Annotated in this window: 14 protein-coding genes; 9 read left to right on the top strand and 5 right to left on the bottom strand. The window is 55.7% G+C overall.

Annotation, left to right across the window (positions count from 1 at the left end):
• Nucleotides 1-361: 361 nt before the first annotated feature.
• The 3 genes from PCH01S_RS11010 to PCH01S_RS11000 form a co-directional block, all read right to left on the bottom strand.
• Nucleotides 362-1,540: a glycine C-acetyltransferase gene (locus PCH01S_RS11010; RefSeq protein WP_042229252.1), complete on the bottom strand. Its 1,179-nt coding sequence runs from the start codon at nucleotides 1,538-1,540 to the stop codon at nucleotides 362-364.
• An 18-nt stretch (nucleotides 1,541-1,558) separates the two neighbouring features.
• Nucleotides 1,559-2,605, bottom strand: a complete 1,047-nt coding sequence (tdh, locus tag PCH01S_RS11005) for an L-threonine 3-dehydrogenase (RefSeq protein WP_042229251.1) — start codon at nucleotides 2,603-2,605, stop codon at nucleotides 1,559-1,561.
• 231 nt (nucleotides 2,606-2,836) lie between these two features.
• On the bottom strand, nucleotides 2,837-3,391 hold the full coding sequence (locus PCH01S_RS11000) for a helix-turn-helix domain-containing protein (RefSeq protein WP_009676228.1): 555 nt from the start codon (nucleotides 3,389-3,391) through the stop codon (nucleotides 2,837-2,839).
• A 184-nt stretch (nucleotides 3,392-3,575) separates the two neighbouring features.
• On the opposite strand from PCH01S_RS11000, the gene PCH01S_RS10995 reads away from it, so the two are divergent.
• The 6 genes from PCH01S_RS10995 to PCH01S_RS10970 all read left to right on the top strand — a co-directional run bounded on the left by PCH01S_RS10995 (nucleotide 3,576) and on the right by PCH01S_RS10970 (nucleotide 10,575).
• Complete coding sequence (locus PCH01S_RS10995; protein WP_042229249.1) at nucleotides 3,576-4,604, top strand: LacI family DNA-binding transcriptional regulator; 1,029 nt, start codon at nucleotides 3,576-3,578, stop codon at nucleotides 4,602-4,604.
• 354 nt (nucleotides 4,605-4,958) lie between these two features.
• On the top strand, nucleotides 4,959-5,930 hold the full coding sequence (locus PCH01S_RS10990) for an ABC transporter permease (RefSeq protein ID WP_042229246.1): 972 nt from the start codon (nucleotides 4,959-4,961) through the stop codon (nucleotides 5,928-5,930).
• A gap of 15 nt (nucleotides 5,931-5,945) precedes the next feature.
• Nucleotides 5,946-6,827, top strand: a complete 882-nt coding sequence (locus tag PCH01S_RS10985; protein WP_042229245.1) for a carbohydrate ABC transporter permease — start codon at nucleotides 5,946-5,948, stop codon at nucleotides 6,825-6,827.
• 57 nt (nucleotides 6,828-6,884) lie between these two features.
• On the top strand, nucleotides 6,885-8,501 hold the full coding sequence (locus PCH01S_RS10980; protein WP_042229243.1) for an extracellular solute-binding protein: 1,617 nt from the start codon (nucleotides 6,885-6,887) through the stop codon (nucleotides 8,499-8,501).
• A 14-nt stretch (nucleotides 8,502-8,515) separates the two neighbouring features.
• Nucleotides 8,516-9,790, top strand: coding sequence for a Gfo/Idh/MocA family protein (locus PCH01S_RS10975; RefSeq protein ID WP_042229241.1), 1,275 nt, complete (start codon nucleotides 8,516-8,518; stop codon nucleotides 9,788-9,790).
• Between the two features lie 161 nt (nucleotides 9,791-9,951).
• Nucleotides 9,952-10,575: an HAD-IA family hydrolase gene (locus PCH01S_RS10970; RefSeq protein WP_042229239.1), complete on the top strand. Its 624-nt coding sequence runs from the start codon at nucleotides 9,952-9,954 to the stop codon at nucleotides 10,573-10,575.
• Here the strand turns inward: PCH01S_RS10970 and PCH01S_RS10965 are convergent.
• Nucleotides 10,530-10,847: a hypothetical protein gene (locus PCH01S_RS10965; RefSeq protein ID WP_042229237.1), complete on the bottom strand. Its 318-nt coding sequence runs from the start codon at nucleotides 10,845-10,847 to the stop codon at nucleotides 10,530-10,532. The genes PCH01S_RS10970 and PCH01S_RS10965 overlap by 46 nt on opposite strands.
• Before the next feature lie 25 nt (nucleotides 10,848-10,872).
• Nucleotides 10,873-12,162: an alpha-L-fucosidase gene (locus PCH01S_RS10960; protein ID WP_042229236.1), complete on the bottom strand. Its 1,290-nt coding sequence runs from the start codon at nucleotides 12,160-12,162 to the stop codon at nucleotides 10,873-10,875.
• 343 nt (nucleotides 12,163-12,505) lie between these two features.
• On the opposite strand from PCH01S_RS10960, the gene PCH01S_RS10955 reads away from it, so the two are divergent.
• From PCH01S_RS10955 to PCH01S_RS10945, 3 genes are read left to right on the top strand one after another with little or no spacing between them, the layout of a single operon-like run.
• Nucleotides 12,506-13,474, top strand: a complete 969-nt coding sequence (locus PCH01S_RS10955; protein ID WP_042229234.1) for an ABC transporter permease — start codon at nucleotides 12,506-12,508, stop codon at nucleotides 13,472-13,474.
• A gap of 18 nt (nucleotides 13,475-13,492) precedes the next feature.
• A complete protein-coding gene (locus PCH01S_RS10950) occupies nucleotides 13,493-14,401 on the top strand; it encodes a carbohydrate ABC transporter permease (RefSeq protein WP_042229231.1) in 909 nt (302 codons plus the stop codon).
• Between the two features lie 36 nt (nucleotides 14,402-14,437).
• Entirely contained in the window at nucleotides 14,438-16,048 is a 1,611-nt protein-coding gene (locus PCH01S_RS10945) for an extracellular solute-binding protein (RefSeq protein WP_042229228.1), read from the top strand.
• The last annotated feature ends 24 nt before the right edge of the window (nucleotides 16,049-16,072 follow it).

Below are 16,072 nucleotides of genomic sequence, written 5' to 3'. Positions count from 1 at the left end.
TGGGGTTATTGTATGTAAACCCAAGCTTTTTTGTTATAAATTATTTGCCAATGGCAAAGTACACACAATGCCAGGTTTCATTCAAGTTCTTCTGCCCGTCCGCTTAATATTAATTACAAATACCAAGCCGGTTATGAAATCACCTTTTTGTCGCCCCTAGGAAGATGTTGGCTAATTTTTAACTGTTTTAGGTAGTTCTATTGCACTATAGATGACCTAAATAGTAACAAATATTTTGGGTGCGGAAATTAAAAAAGTAGGGTTTATATTTTGTTTTTGATAGTTGTTGCTGTTACCTTCTGCCCTAACATAAAAAACCTGCCCCGCGGCCTATTGCCAAACAGCCGGGGCAGGTTTTTGCTTATGAAATAAGACCGGTTTCGCGCCCTACTTTTTTGAGCGCCTCCAGGGCAAAGTCCAAATCGTCCTGCGAGTGGGCGGCCGTAATGATCAGCCGGATGCGGCCTTTGTCGGCGGCAACGGTCGGGAAAACGATTCCCTGGGCGAAGACGCCTTCCTCGAGCAGGCGGCTGGAGAAATGCATGGTGGCCGCGGCGTCCCCGATAATAATGGGGATGATGGGCGTCTCGCTGGCTCCGGTATCGAAGCCGGCTTGAATCAGCGCCTTGCGGAAACCGTGGGCATGAGACCACATCCGTTCCACCAGCTCCGAGCTGCTGCGGAGAACGCGGATGGCCTCCAGACAGCTTGCCGCAACGGAAGGCGGATGGGACGTGCTGAACAGAAACGGCCTCGCCTTGTGAATCAGCACTTCCTTCAGCGCCTGGCTTCCGGCCGCGTAACCGCCGACCACGCCGATCGCTTTGGACAGGGTGCCGATCTGGATATGCACCCGTCCGTGCAGGTTGAAGTGGTCGGTGGAGCCTTTGCCGTTGCGGCCGAGTACGCCGCTGGCATGGGCATCGTCGACGCAGACGATGGCGTCGTAGCGTTCGGCCAGCTCGACGATGGCCGGCAGGGGCGCGATGTCCCCGTCCATGCTGAACACGCCGTCGGTCACGATAAAGCGCTTCCGGTACTGGCCGCTGGCGCGGAGAACGTCTTCCAGCGCGTTCATGTCCTTGTGCCGGTAGATTTTGCGCGCCGCTTTGGACAGCCGGATACCGTCGATAATGCTCGCATGGTTAAGCTCGTCGCTGATCACGACATCGCCGTCCTGCAGCAGTGTGGAGAACACGCCGAGGTTCGTCGTAAAACCGGACTGGAAGACGAGTGCGGCTTCTGTTCCTTTGAAAGCGGCAAGCTCCCGTTCCAGCTCGTCGTGAATCTTCAGCGTTCCGGCTATCGTCCGTACGGAACCGCTGCCGGCGCCATATCGGTATACGGCATCCGCGGCGGCCCGCTTGAGGTCGGGATGATTGGCAAATCCGAGATAGTTGTTCGAGGAAAGCTGAAGCACCCGCCGGCCGTTCAGTTCCATCCAGACATCCGAGCCGCTTTCCCATACGGCGGGCAGCCGGTACCGGCCTTCCCGTTTGAGCTGCTCCAGTTCTTCCGCCAAATAATCCAATCCGCTCATATGTTCATCCTCCGTTTTCTAAATATGAGTAAAGACGACTTTGGCGCATTGGCCCGAAGCCATCAAGTCAAAAGCTTCCTCGTATCGGTCGAGTGTAAACGTATGCTGGACGAGCGGCTGAAGATCGATGCGGTTCTGGTCCAGCAGCCCCTTGATCTGGTGCCAGGTGTTATACATGCGCCGTCCGGTTATCCCGTGGACCTGGAGGCCCTTAAAAATCACATGCCGGGACAGGTCGATCGGCACGGAATGAGCCGGAATACCCAGCAGCGAGACGCGGCCTCCGGGTGACATCGCTTCCAGCAGGTCGTTGATGGCGCGGGCATTGCCGGACATTTCGAGGCCGACTTCGGCTCCTTCGCCGCCCGTCATCTCCCGGATCAGATCCGGGGCCGAGACCGCGGGAGACGACAGGATCGTCGCGTCGGCGCCCAGCTTCCGGGCCATATCCAGCCGGTACGCGTTAAGGTCGACGGCGATGATTTTCCCTGCGCCCGCGGCCTTCGCTACCTGGACGGCCATGAGGCCGATCGGGCCTACTCCCATGACGACGACGGACTTGCCCACGATGTCGCCCGACAGCACGGACTGGACCGCATTGCCCAGCGGGTCCTGCAGGCAGGCCAGCTCGAAGGGCAGCGACTTGTCGTTCGGGATGATGTTGACCGCCTTGGTCACCGCATAGTCGGCAAAGCAGCCCGGCGCGGTAATGCCGAAGCTTCGCGTATGAGGGCAGACGTGGGCGTTACCCGAGCGGCATTGTTTGCACATCCCGCAGACGATATGGCCCTCGGCGGACACATAATCCCCGACGCGGACGCGGCTCACTTGCGAGCCCACCTCATGCACGACGCCCGCAAATTCGTGGCCGAACACATTAGGGGTCACGACATGCTGTTCGGCCCAGTCGTCCCATTGATAAATATGCATATCCGTGCCGCAGATCGAGCTCGCTTTCACCCGGATCAGCACTTCATCCGGCCCGCATTCGGGGACGGGAACCTCCATCAGAACGGCTCCGGCTCTGCGGTGCGCTTTGACAAGTCCAACCATGGTTTGGGTCATGACCAGCATTCTCCTTTTGAGAAATGATCGTTATAAAGTACTTATGTGCGTTATGAAGTACCTGAATGCTGCTATAGTAACCCAAACTATATTAGCGTGTAAATAAAAAAATTCCCGCAGGACCCAAAAGATTCCTACGGGAAAGGATAAAACCGGAAACACCGGATTGGAACGGAGCCGGTATAGAACGGAACCGAACTAGTACGAAGCCGCTCTAGAACGTAAACCGGACTAGAACGGATACAAAATGACGCTCTGAATATGAACCACTTCGTCCGTGCTGTTCCGGTAAATGTGACTCTGGTCGGCGTGAAACCGGATAGCGTCGCCGTTTTCCGCGACGATTACCTGCTCGCCGATTTGCATCTCAAGGGTGCCGCGGGTGACCGACACGTATTCCTCCACTCCCTCGTGATGAGGGTCGGATTCGTATTCGCAGCCGGGCTGCAGCTCCACGGAATAAATCTCGAAGCGGGAGCTTCCGTCGTACGGAAAGAGCGGATAAGCCGTATATTTTCCCTCTTCCGACGACATCGGAAACAGCTCGGATTTCTTCACCAGCGTAACCGACGGCTTCTCATCCTCGATGAGGGCCGAAACCGAGATATGCAGGCCGTGGGCGATTTTCCACAAAATCGTGATGGTGGGATTCGATTCCGCCCGTTCGATCTGGGCCAGCATCGTTTTGCTGACGCCCGTCAGTTCCGCGAGCTTATCCAGGCTGAGCCCGCGCGAACGGCGGATTTTTTTGAGATTGCCCGCCACCCGTTCTACCATGTTATCCATCTGTGTACCTCCGTAGTAAACGTTCTGCGCTTTCCCTCCATCATACCATCATCGGGCTTTCCGGAAAACGCCGTGCGGGACAGTTTGATCGTCTGGGCCCAATTGCCTATAACGGTTGCCTGCCGGAGGCTTGTGTGTGATAAGATGGGAGGGATGAGAAGGAACAGGAAGGAGCGGAGAGTCTTTGACCAGGCTTAAAGATATTGCGGATGTGATCGGTGTCTCCATCTCCACCGTGTCCAGGGCGATCAGCAACGATACGAGCCGGCCGGTGAGCGAAGAAACGAAACGGAAAATAAGGGAAGCCGCCTTGAAGCTCGGTTATCCGCTGGACGATACCCCGGCCGCGGCCGCGAGCCGGACCCAGATCGCCTGCGTCATTCCCGGCAAGCTGCTGGGCAATCATCCGTATTTCTCGGAGGTGCTTCAGGGATTTCACGGGAAGATGGCCGAGATGGGGCAGCCCGCCGCCATCGTCCGGACCTTCGAGGAAGTGAACGACGCGGAACGTTTCCAGGCTATGTTGACGGAGTCGGGGGCACGGGGAGTGCTCGCGCTGGGCTGGTACGACAAGGAGCTTCACGAGCTGCTGGACAAACAGGGCATTCCCATTCTCGGCGTCAGCCTGAACGACGATTCCCTGAAAATGCCCATCGTGGACTGCGACCGGGTGTCGGCCGCCCGGATGGCGGTGGGGCATCTGCTTGATCAAGGGCATACGAAGATCGGATATGTGGGCGGCCCCGCTTTTTTCAGAAAGCTGGAGAATGACGAACGGTTCATCGGATTCCAGTTCGCGATGCTCCAGGGCAACCTGCCGATCCGCCGAGAGTGGGTCGTCAATACGAACTGGGACGTGGACCTGAGCTACCGGCTCGTGACCGGCATGCTGCAGGAGCTGCCCCGGGCGGACTGGCCGACCGCCATGTTCTGCGCCAGCGATATGCTGGCGATTCCGGCGATGAGGGCGGCGCTCGAACAGCAGTGCCGCATCCCCGAGGACATCGCCTTCGTCGGCATGGACAATATCGGGTTTTCGCAGTATACGAGTCCGCCGCTCACCTCGATTGACGTGCCGCGTCAGGAAATTGGCAAGCTGGCCGCCAAATTCCTCTGCGACTACGTAGAGGAGGACTACCGGATCCCGCCGAGGATTTTGCTGCCGTGCTCCCTGATCGTCCGGGAATCGTCGGTTCACGATATCCGGCCTTAGACGGGGAGCAAAGAGGGTGCACGCACAAGCAAGAGTCTGACAGAACGATGTCAGGCTTTTTTAACTGCGCATTTTTATCCAAAAAATTTGGATGCATTTTAGCCAAAAAGTTGTTGCATTCCTCAGAACGATTTGGTAAATTAGGGTCAACAAGTTTCTTGTAAGCGTTTTCTAAAAGAAATAACGTTCTGCCTGTCTCACAAAACCGTTGAATCACCCTGATTTCCGTCGAAAATGATTCCAAAAGTTATCCAAATATAAAAACGATTTTGGATAGTCCTTTTTCAGCCCTAAAGTTATTTCGTGGGGCTGGAAGCGAATCGAACGCATTTCATTCCCGGAAGGAGAATTAACGTGGCTGAAACTATTCTCGAACGCGGCGGCCCGGAAACGGGGGCGCAACCTCGTCCGGTTCCGCGCAAACTGACGCTGGGCAGGCGGATTCTCCGCAATTGGCAGCTTTATCTGCTGATTTCACCCGTTGTGCTTTATTACATCGTGTTTCATTATGTGCCGATGTACGGCCTGCAAATCGCTTTCAAGGATTTTGTGGCGAATAAGGGAATCTGGGGCAGCGCCTGGGTCGGATTGGACCATTTCCAGCGTTTTTTCAACAGTTACTTTTTTCAGCGCCTGATTACGAATACGATCGGTCTCGGTCTTTACACACTGGCGCTCGGATTCCCGATCCCGATTATTCTTGCTCTCCTCATGAACGAAGTCCAATCCCAGAAGTTTAAGAAATTCGTTCAAACCGTCACCTACGCGCCCCATTTTCTTTCCACGGTCGTCGTTGTAGGCATGATGATGATGTTCTTGAATCCCAGATACGGCCTCGTTAACACCTTTCTTGGGATGTTCGGCGTCAAGCCCGTCAACTTTCTCGCCGATCCTTCCTGGTTCAAAACGCTCTATGTGCTCTCCGATGTGTGGCAGACGATGGGGTGGAGCTCCATTATTTATCTGGCGGCTCTCGCCGGCGTAGACAATCAGCTTCACGAAGCGGCGCGCGTGGACGGGGCGACCCGGCTCCAGCGCATCTGGCACATTAACCTTCCCGGCATCCGCCCGACGATAGTCATCCTGCTTATCCTGAATCTGGGGAGCGTCATGTCCATCGGATTCGAAAAAGTACTCCTTATGCAGAACACCCTCAACATGCAAAGTTCCGACATTATCGATACCTACGTATACCGCAGCGGGATTCTCGACGCGGATTACAGTTTTTCCGCCGCCGTCGGCCTGTTCAGTACGGTAATCAACTTCATTCTGCTGATCAGCGTGAACTGGATCTCCAAACGCTTCAGCGGATCGAGCCTATGGTAGGGAGGGGGAGAAGAGATGGAAAATACCCGTGAAGACCGCTTGTTCAACACCGTCATTTACCTGGTTCTCGGGCTGGTGCTGCTGATCGTCCTGTACCCGCTGGTATTCGTGCTCAGCGCTTCGTTCAGCGAACCCCAATACATTATGAACGGGGAAGTGCTGCTCTGGCCAAAGGGGCTGACGCTGGACTCGTACACCAAAATTTTCGAGGACGGCCAAATTATGAGGGGCTTCGGCAATACGCTCCTGTATACGACTACCGGGACCCTCCTCAACGTAATCATGACGATTCTGGCGGCATATCCCCTTTCCCGTAAAGATTTCGTGGGCCGCAACCTGTTCATGGGCCTGTTCGTGTTCACGATGTTTTTCAGCGGCGGACTCATTCCGACCTACATCCTGATCAAAAATCTCGGCCTGCTGAACTCCTTCTGGGTCATGATTTTGCCCGGCGCCGTGTCCATCTGGAACATCATCATCATGCGGACCTTTTTCCAGCAGACGATTCCCGGAGAGCTTGAAGAAGCGGCGACCATCGACGGCTGCACCAATATGCAGATCCTGACGAGGATTGTCCTGCCGCTGTCCATGCCGATCATCGCCGTCACCATTCTCTTCTATGCGGTCGGGCACTGGAACTCGTTCTTCAACGCCCTGCTGTACTTGTCCGACAAAAGCAAGTTTCCGCTTCAGCTCGTCCTGCGCGAAATTCTGATTCAAGGGCAGACGGACAGCCTGGTCAAAATGTCGACGGAATCGGCGATCAAGCAGCAGCGGGCGGTGGAAGGCATCAAATACGCCGTTCTCGTCCTGGCCAATCTCCCGATGTTTCTGCTCTATCCGTTCCTTCAGCGGTACTTCGTCAAAGGAATTATGATCGGCGCCATCAAAGGCTGATCGTTCATCCTATACACGATTCACGATATGTACGATTAAACAAGGGAGGTTAACGAGATGAAGAGAAAGAGAGCGATGAAACTCGTTTTGGCTTGCGCACTGACGACGGCGGTGCTGTCCGGCTGCAGCAGCGGCGGCGGGAAGGGCGCCGGGGAGGGCGCGGAAGCGAAAGGCGTGAATGCGACGGGGTTCCCGATCGTCCAGGAGCCGGTCACGGTCAATGCTTTTGCCGCTAAGTTTTTCGCCAATGCCGACTGGAACAAATTGAAGCTGTGGCAGGAATACGAGAAGAAAACCAACATTCACATCAACTGGGAGACCGTCCAGAAGGACGCCCTGAAAGAAAAACGAAATCTGCTCATGGCGAGCAGCGGGTATCCCGATCTGTTTTACGCTTCCGCTTTTTCGAAATCCGACTTGTTTAAATACGGCAAGCAGGGGGTCTTCCTGCCCCTGAACGAGTATATCGATCAATATGCGCCGAACCTCAAGGCTCTGATGGAGAAATACCCGGTCATTAAAAAGGGCATCACCATGCCGGACGGCAAAATTTACAGCCTGCCGACTTTGTACGACCCGGAATTCCGATCGGTTTTCTTCAATACCCCTTGGGTTAAGACGGAGTGGCTGACCAAGCTGGGTCTGAAGGAACCGACGAATCTAGACGAATTTGCGGCGATGCTGAAAGCGTTCAAACAGGGAGATCCGAACGGGAACGGCAAGCCGGACGAAATCGCGTGGGGCGGCGTCGGGACGACGGGAATTGTCGGTTACCTGAGAGGTTCCTTCGGCCTGGGCAATCACGGCAACGCCAACCAGTATGTCGATACGGAACCGGGTTCGGGCAAAATCCGCTTTGTCCCCGCCGATCCGCGTTACAAGGAAATGCTGGAATACATCCACAAGCTGTATAAAGACGGCCTCCTGGAGCAGGATATCGCTTCCGTGAAAAGCGAGGAAATCGACGCGAAGGGAACCGCCGGGCTGCTGGGCATTGTGGATAACGTAGACCCTGCGGCGATCTATAACCAGAAAGGATACGCCGGCCTGCCTGTACTGAAAGGACCGCACGGCGATCAGCTTTATACGTATATCGGCTCGCCGCTCGGCAACATCGGGATGTTTATTCTGACCGATAAAGCGAAGAATCCGGCCGCTATGGTCCGGTGGATGGATTATTTTTACGGCGAGGAAGGCATCAAGATGTTCTTCATGGGCTGGAAAGACGACACCTACAAGGAAGAGAGCGACGGAACGGTCGATTATGTGGACGCCATCAAAAACAACAAGGACGGTCTCAGTCTCGACCAGGCGGTCAGCCAATACCTGATCTGGCCGGGCGGGTATTACCCGGGTTTCGTCAAGCAGGCGTACTTCAAAGGAGCGGAAGGGCTTCCTACCTCCGTAGAAAATTCGAAGAAAGCCGATCCGCACGTGCTTAAGCCGGAGGAAATCTGGCCGGCCTTCAATTTCACGACGGAAGAGCAGCAGGAATTGACGACGCTGGCCAATGACATCGAAACCTATGTCACGGAAATGAGAGACAAATTCATTGTCGGAGATGCCCCTATGTCCCAGTGGGACGACTATGTGGCGACCCTGAACAAAATGGGGCTGGACCGCTACAAGCAAATTTATCAGGCTGCGCTGGACCGCTACTCCAAGAGCAGTTAAGGGAGAGAGAGAACATGAGCGAATTGACCGCAATATTAATCGGCGCGGGCGCCCGGGGAGCGGGCGGTTACGCCCCTTATGCCCTGGATTATCCGCATGAGCTGCAGTTCGTGGCCGTAGCGGAGACGGATGCCGGGCGCAGGGAGAAAATGGCGGAGAAGCACGGCATTCCGGCAGAGCACCGCTACGATACGTGGGAAGAGCTGCTGAACCTGCCCAAAATGGCGGATATCGCCGTCATCTGCACCCAGGACCGGATGCACTACGAGCCGACGATGCGGGCTCTTGCCGCCAAGTATCACGTGCTGCTGGAGAAGCCGATGTCCCCGGACCCGCGCGAGTGCCTGGATATGGAGCAGGCCGCCCGGGACAACGACCGGCTGCTCACGATCTGCCACGTGCTGCGTTACACGCCGTTCTGGACGGCGGTCAAGACGGCCATCACGGAGGGGAGAATCGGCGAGGTGGTATCCATCCAGCTCAACGAGAACGTGGGCTACTGGCATATCGCCCACAGCTTCGTGAGGGGGAACTGGAACAACTCGCACAAAGCCAGTCCGATGATCCTGGCCAAATCTTGTCACGACATGGACGTCCTGTCGTGGCTGATGGATAAACCGTGCAACCGGGTAAGCTCGTTCGGCTCGCTCATGCACTTCAACGGGGCGCACGCGCCCGAAGGCTCCGCGGACCGCTGCCTGGACTGCGCGGTAGAGCCGACGTGCCCTTATTCCGCCACGCGCTTCTATCTCAGCCAGGAATTCAGAGGCTGGGCAGGGCACTTCACGAGCGATCTGTCCAAGGAGAGCATCGTAAAGGGGCTGCGGGAGACGGACTACGGACGCTGCGTGTACCGCAGCGACAACAACGTCGTCGATCACCAGGTGGTGAACATGGAGTTCGAAGGAGGCGCCACGGCCATGTTCAGCATGTGCGGCTTTACGTTCGAACAGGAGCGCCGCATTCAGATCATGGGCACGCGGGGAGAACTGCGGGCGGAGGGCGACTCGATTATCGTTTACGATTTCCTGACGCATCAGAAAACGGAGATTACGATTCCCGCCCAGACGGCCGGACACGGAGGCGGGGACAGCGGCATCGTCCGCAGCTTCCTCCAGGAAGTGCGGAGTTACAGCGGCCAGGAAAGCCTCACCTCGGCGGCCGCTTCCGTCCGCAGCCATCTGATGGCTTTCGCCGCCGAAGAATCCCGTCTGAACGGCGGAGCGCCGATCGAATTGACGGAATACGCCCGGACGCTCGCGCAAAATGCGGGCGGGCTGAGTGGCTAAGCCGCGGCTCGCCGCTTTTACGGCCGCTTGGCATTGCGTTTCGGCGCGAAGGACGTGTATGCTGGTAAAAGAACATAAACGCCATAGCTGCTCCGGCGGCTGTGGCGTTTTTTTTGCCGTTCGGCTAGGCAAATCCGAATCGTGAAAGCAGGTGCCAAGGCGTGAAACCGATTCTCATTTTTGATTTTGACGGAACGATTGCGGATTCCAAAGGGCTGGCGGTGCAGCTTTTTAATGAGCTGGCGGTCAAATTCGGGGGCAGGCGAATCGAAGAGGCGGAAATCGGCAAACTTTCGGGCTTGTCCGTACCGGACCGCCTGAAGGCGCTGCACGTGCCGCTTTTTAAACTGCCCGCCCTTCTGCTGGAAGCCAAACGAAACTACAAACAAGCGGCGGTAAGCCTGCAGCCGGCTGACGGCATGAAGGAGCTGCTTCTGGCGCTAAAAGAAGAGGGCCGGACGATGGGCATCCTGTCTTCCAATACGGCCGAAAATATCCGGCATTTCCTTGATCTGAACGGGCTGGATGTGTTCGATTTCGTTCATTCGGCAACGAATCTGTTCGGCAAGGATAAGGCGATCCGCAGCATGCTCCGTACCCATTCGCTTCCGGCAGACCGGATCGTTTACGTGGGGGACGAGCTGAGAGACGTCGAAGCATGCCGGAGGGCCGGGGTAAAAGCGGCGGCCGTCACCTGGGGCTTCGATTCCGAAGAGCTGCTGGCTGGCGCGGGGCCGGATTATGTGTGCCGTACGGCGGAACAGCTCGCGGCGGTTTTGCGGTAAGGCGGAGCATACCGGGAGAAGCGGGAAAGCATCTCCGGGCAAAGCCCGGGCCCCGGGGCTGCGGCGGCGATATCCGCACGGGTGGATGCTTCCGTCGCATCGGCGGATGTGGTAGCGGCCGGGACATACGAAGCCGCGCAGCGGGAGCGCAAACGGTGGCCGCATGGAAGCGGATGAAGGTCGGGCTCGATTCGAGACTCGATACGCACGCCCGAATAAAAACGCCTGATCTGCCGGAATTGGCAGATCAGGCGTTTTCTTTTACCGTTCACCGTTACCCGTCCCCGCCGTTACAACTTAGTTATGCGTAACCACGGCCCCGGAACCGCCGTACATGTCCAGTTCGTCCTCCAGTTCGATTTTCAGCACGGTTACATAGTCGTGGGTATCTTCCTGTGTCAGATGAATCCAGGTGGTTCCGGGTATCTGGAACCAAGGCACGCCTCCGTGGATGTCGTACGTAAGCTCTTTGCCCGAATGCAGAACGGTAATCGTGCGGATTTTGCTGGAAAGGCCTTTGAGGCAGACCGATTCTTTCGGATCGTCGTACACGAACAGATACAGCGTTTTTTTATCTTTGGACAACGTGCTGCCCCCCAGATAATAACGGGTCAGAATGCCTTCCCGCGTTCCGTAAACGGCTTCTTCATGGGTCCGGATCCAGCTTCCGAGTCCCAGCAAGATCTGTTCCTGCCGGGGATCGACGGTGCCGTCTTCCTTGGGCCCGATATCGAGCAGCATATTTCCGCCCATGGAGATGCAGTCGCAGAACATCCGGATGATCTGATGCAGAGATTTGTAATGATTGTCGTCCGGAACGTAGCCCCAGGAGCTGTTGATCGTCGTGCAAAACTCCCAGGGACCCTCGGGTCTCGTAATCGGCAGCCCCTGTTCGGGGGTTTTATAGTCCCCGTGTCCCTGCAGACGGGAGTTGATCATGATCTCGGGATTGAAGGAGAGCAGATAGTTTTTAAAAGCGGGAAGGTTCCACTGCTCGGCGCTGCGCTCCCAGTCTCCGTCGAACCAGAGCAGGTCCACTTTCCCGTAATTCGTCAGAAGCTCGCGCAGTTGTTCATTGTTAAACGTCAGAAAGCGCTGCCATTTTTCTTCGTCCTGAACGCCGCCCGCAGGGCTTGAAAAGGGATTGGCCCGGCCCGGCTCCTCGGGAACTCTGCCGCCCTCGTAGACGCTGGGATAATCGGGATGGGACCAGTCGATCAGGGAGAAGTACAGGCCCAGCCGGATTCCCCTGCGGGTTACCGCATCGGCGTACTCCCGGATGATGTCCCTGCCGGCCGGCGTTCTTTTGACCACGTTGAGATCGCTGGTCCGCGTATCCCACAAAGCGACGCCGTCGTGATGCTTCGTTGTGAGGACGGCATATTTGGCGCCGGACTTCTCGATCAGATCCGCCCACTTGTCCGCATCAAAGTTCCGGGCGGTAAAGCCGCCGAGCTGCTTCATATAATCCTCGTACGAAATGCGCCCGTTGTAGAAAGACCACGACTCGGCGATTCCGTTAACCGCATAAATCCCGTAATGAATGAAAATCCCCAGTTTCGCGTCTTCGAACCACTGCTGTACCATCTGTTTCCTCTCCTTTTCGCGTAACGATTCTTAAGCAGTATCTCACATTCAGCAGGCGATGGATTGATGTGGTTTTTGACGTGCGTCTGCGGAGAACAAGAATAACCAACCGCCTGTTTGGGGAGGATTGGTTATCTTTGCGTGAGGAGAGCCCGAAGCGGGCGAATCCCGCCAAGAATATGTCTTTTTTGTTATCCAAATTCCGGAAAACGCGAATTTACTCCCTAACGGAGCAGTCCGCCACGAATGGTGTAGGGATTGAAAATGACATATTTACGGACTTCAGCCCGTGGGGATACACTTTTGAAAACGCTACCAAAACCAAGCGGAAAGGAGTGATACGATGCAGGCAAAAGCAAGCATCCGCACGACAGGCACGGCGGGGCGCCCGGAAGCGGGCACAGAGAAGAAGCCGGTCTGGAAACGGATGGTTTTAAACTGGGAACTGTACGTGTTTATCGCCCCGGCGTTTCTTTACTTTCTTATTTTTCATTACGGGCCCATGTACGGCATCCTGATCGCCTTCAAAAATTTTATTCCTACCAAAGGAATTTGGGGGAGCCCCTGGGTCGGATTCGATCATTTCGTCCATTTTTTCGAGTCGTATTATTTCTGGGATCTATTGTGGAACACGCTGAGCATCAGCTTGTACGATCTTGCCGTCGGGTTTCCGATTCCGATTCTTCTGGCGCTCGCTTTCAACGAAGTGCGGGACGGATTTTTCAAACGGATGGTGCAGACCGTGACGTACGCCCCTCATTTTATATCCGTTGTCGTCATGGCCGGAATGATCATTACGTTCCTGTCGCCGTCCACGGGGATTCTGGTGCATCTGATCGAGAAGCTGGGCTTCACGGCCCCACAGGTCTTGACGGACCCGAACTGGTTCAAAACGATGTATGTGTTCTCGGGGGTGTGGCAGAGCGCCGGCTGGGGAACGATTATTTACCTGGCGGCTTTGTCCGGCGTGGACCCGCAGCTGCACGAGGCGGCCATCATCGACGGCGCTTCGAGATTCCAGCGCATCCGGCACATTAATATCCCGACGATCGTACCGACGATGACCATTTTGCTCATCCTGAATATGGGAAGCCTCTTCGGAGTCGGGTTCGAGAAAATCCTGCTGCTGCAAAATCCGCTCAACATGGAGGCGTCGGATGTCATTTCCACCTTCGTCTACCGTTCGGGCCTGGTCAACGCCCAGTACAGCTTCTCGGCGGCGGTCGGATTGTTCAACTCCGTTGTAAGCGCCGTGCTGCTGGTGACCGTGAACCAGATTGTCCGCCGTACCAGCGAGAACAGCTTATGGTAAAAGAAAGGAGGGAACCGGATGAGCTCGACCGTTAAAGATACGGCGCGGGATAAACTGTTCCTGATCAGCACGTATGTCTATGTCGCGATTGCTCTGATTCTGGTGGCTTATCCCCTGATTTATATTTTGAGCGCTTCGGTCAGCAATCCGAAGTATGTCGGCTCGGGCGAGATGTGGCTGTTCCCGAAAGGGCTCACGTTCGAAGGGTACCAGATCGTTTTTGCCAACACGAAAATCTGGATGGGGTACGCCAATACGATTTTGTATACGGTAATCGGGACGGCCGTTAACTTGCTCGTGACGATTCCGGCTGCGTATGCGCTCAGCCGCAAAGATTTCGTGGGCCGCAACTTTTTTATGGGTATGTTTATGGTGACGATGTTTTTCGGAGGCGGTCTTGTGCCCACGTACCTGCTCGTCAAGGGCCTCGGGCTCATGAACAGCATCTGGGCGATCATTTTGCCTTCTGCGGCGTCCATCTGGAACATCATCGTGTCGAGGACGTTTTTTCAAACCTCTATTCCGAAGGAACTGCAGGAAGCGGCCCAGATCGACGGCTGCACGAATATGCGGATGTTTCTGAAAATCATCCTGCCGCTTTCGATGCCCATCGTGGCTGTCATGGCGCTATTTTACGGAGTCGGCAACTGGAACAGCTACTTCTCGGCGCTCATTTATCTGCATGAAGAATCCAAGTATCCGCTTCAGCTGATTTTGCGCCAGATTCTCGTGCTGCAGGAGATGTCCGCCCAGACGGGCGGCTCGCTGGATGCCTCGACGGCATCCGCGCTCAACAATAAAGCCGAGATTGCGGCGCTTGTCAAATATGCCGTTATCATCGTGTCCACGCTGCCGATTATTGCGATCTATCCGTTTCTGCAGCGCTATTTCGTGCAAGGCGTCATGATCGGTTCCGTCAAGGGCTGATCTTGCCATACACCATATAAGGGGAGGATTTTATTTATGAAAAAAGTGTTGAAGTCAGGCTCGCTTATGCTCGGTCTTACGCTTGTGATAGCAGGTCTGTCCGCCTGCGGCTCCGCCGATAAAGCCGGGGAAGCGGGAACCGGCAAAAACGCCTCCGAAGTGAAAAAGGACGGGTTCCCGATTGTCGATAAACCGGTGACGATGACGCTGATGGCTCCCGATGTCGGGGTGCAGGACTGGAACAAAATGCAGGTCATGCAGGAGATGGAGAAACTGACCGGCATCAAGATGCAGTACCAGAACGCGCCGATCGACAGTTTCGAATCGAAGAAAAACCTCGTGTTCGCCAGCGACAGTCTGCCGGACGTGTTCTTCGGGGCGGACATCAAGCCGGCGGAGCAGGTGACGTACGGCAGCCAGGGCGTGCTCCTTCCTCTTGAAAACCTGATTGATAACTACGCGCCGAACTTGAAGAAAATTCTTGACGAGCATCCGGAGATCCGCAAAAACATGACGACGCCGTCGGGCCATATTTACGCGCTCCGCACGATCGACCTGTCGGCGGTCTGGTACCGCAGTCCGATGTGGTACAACGGCAAATTCTTGAAGGCGCTGGGTATTACGAAGCTGCCGGAGACGACGGAAGAGCTCTATGCATACCTCAAACGCGTGCAGAGCGAGGACCCGAACGGCAACGGCAAGAAAGACGAGATTCCGCTGACTTCCGTTAAACTCGACGACTTGCGGATGTTTTTCCTCGGATTCTGGGGCATCTATGACGAGGTTATTTATGCCGACAAAGCGGGCAAGGTCCATTATACCCCTCAGGAGGAAGGCTACAAAGGGTATTTGACGTTCCTGAACCGCTTGTGGAAAGACAACCTGCTCGATCACGAGACGTTCTCCCAAACCGACGAACAGAAGAAAGCGAAAGGCAAAAACAACCGCGTCGCGCTGTTCAACGATTACTACCCTTACTTCACGATGGGCACGGAGCCGGACGATAGCAACCCGATGATGAAGCCGCTCAAGAGCGAAGTGCCGGATTCACCCGTTTACGGCAAACACCCGGGCATTTCCTCCAACGGAACGTTCGCCATCACGAAGAGCAACCCAAATCCGGAAGCGGCCATGCGCTGGGTCGATTACATGTACGGATACGAAGGCGGCACGCTGTTCGCCCAAGGTCCGGAGGATGTGCTCTGGAAGTACACGGACAAGGAGAAGCACGTGAAGGAGTGGAAGCCCGTGCCGGGCGGCGGCGACCGTGAAGAATACCGTGGCACGCTGACGCCGAATTACGGCATTCTCGTGCCGGGAGCGGCCAGCAGCGAGCTGTCCAAAGGGCTGAAAACCGATTTCGATAAATGGCTCGACAAGGAAAACGAAGAGAAGCTGACGCCGATCGCCAAAATTCCGTTCCCGAGCGTCTTCCTGACGGAAGAAGAACAGGCGGAAGTGACCCGGCTTAAGTCCGATCTGGATACGTACGTCAAGCAGATGGAAGCGAAGTTCGTAACCGGCCAGGAACCGCTGGCGAACTGGGATGCCTATGCGGGCCAACTGAAGAAGATGGGCAGCGACAAGATCGTGGGCATCTATCAGGCGGCGTACGACCGCTGGAACGAGGGCAGCGGGAAGAAGTAGAGCCTGCCTGATGCCCACCACGGA

Source organism: Paenibacillus chitinolyticus NBRC 15660 (assembly GCF_000739915.1).
Taxonomy (GTDB): domain Bacteria; phylum Bacillota; class Bacilli; order Paenibacillales; family NBRC-103111; genus Paenibacillus_F; species Paenibacillus_F chitinolyticus.
This window is presented reverse-complemented; position numbering and strand designations above follow the sequence as displayed.

Excerpts from the sequence above, each read along its gene's own strand:
- PCH01S_RS11010 (WP_042229252.1), bottom strand. The coding sequence starts at position 1,540 with ATGAGCGGATTGGATTATTTGGCGGAAGAACTGGAGCAGCTCAAACGG.
- tdh (WP_042229251.1), bottom strand. The coding sequence starts at position 2,605 with ATGACCCAAACCATGGTTGGACTTGTCAAAGCGCACCGCAGAGCCGGA.
- PCH01S_RS11000 (WP_009676228.1), bottom strand. The coding sequence starts at position 3,391 with ATGGATAACATGGTAGAACGGGTGGCGGGCAATCTCAAAAAAATCCGC.
- PCH01S_RS10985 (WP_042229245.1), top strand. The coding sequence starts at position 5,946 with ATGGAAAATACCCGTGAAGACCGCTTGTTCAACACCGTCATTTACCTG.
- PCH01S_RS10980 (WP_042229243.1), top strand. The coding sequence starts at position 6,885 with ATGAAGAGAAAGAGAGCGATGAAACTCGTTTTGGCTTGCGCACTGACG.
- PCH01S_RS10975 (WP_042229241.1), top strand. The coding sequence starts at position 8,516 with ATGAGCGAATTGACCGCAATATTAATCGGCGCGGGCGCCCGGGGAGCG.
- PCH01S_RS10960 (WP_042229236.1), bottom strand. The coding sequence starts at position 12,162 with ATGGTACAGCAGTGGTTCGAAGACGCGAAACTGGGGATTTTCATTCAT.
- PCH01S_RS10955 (WP_042229234.1), top strand. The coding sequence starts at position 12,506 with ATGCAGGCAAAAGCAAGCATCCGCACGACAGGCACGGCGGGGCGCCCG.
- PCH01S_RS10950 (WP_042229231.1), top strand. The coding sequence starts at position 13,493 with ATGAGCTCGACCGTTAAAGATACGGCGCGGGATAAACTGTTCCTGATC.
- PCH01S_RS10945 (WP_042229228.1), top strand. The coding sequence starts at position 14,438 with ATGAAAAAAGTGTTGAAGTCAGGCTCGCTTATGCTCGGTCTTACGCTT.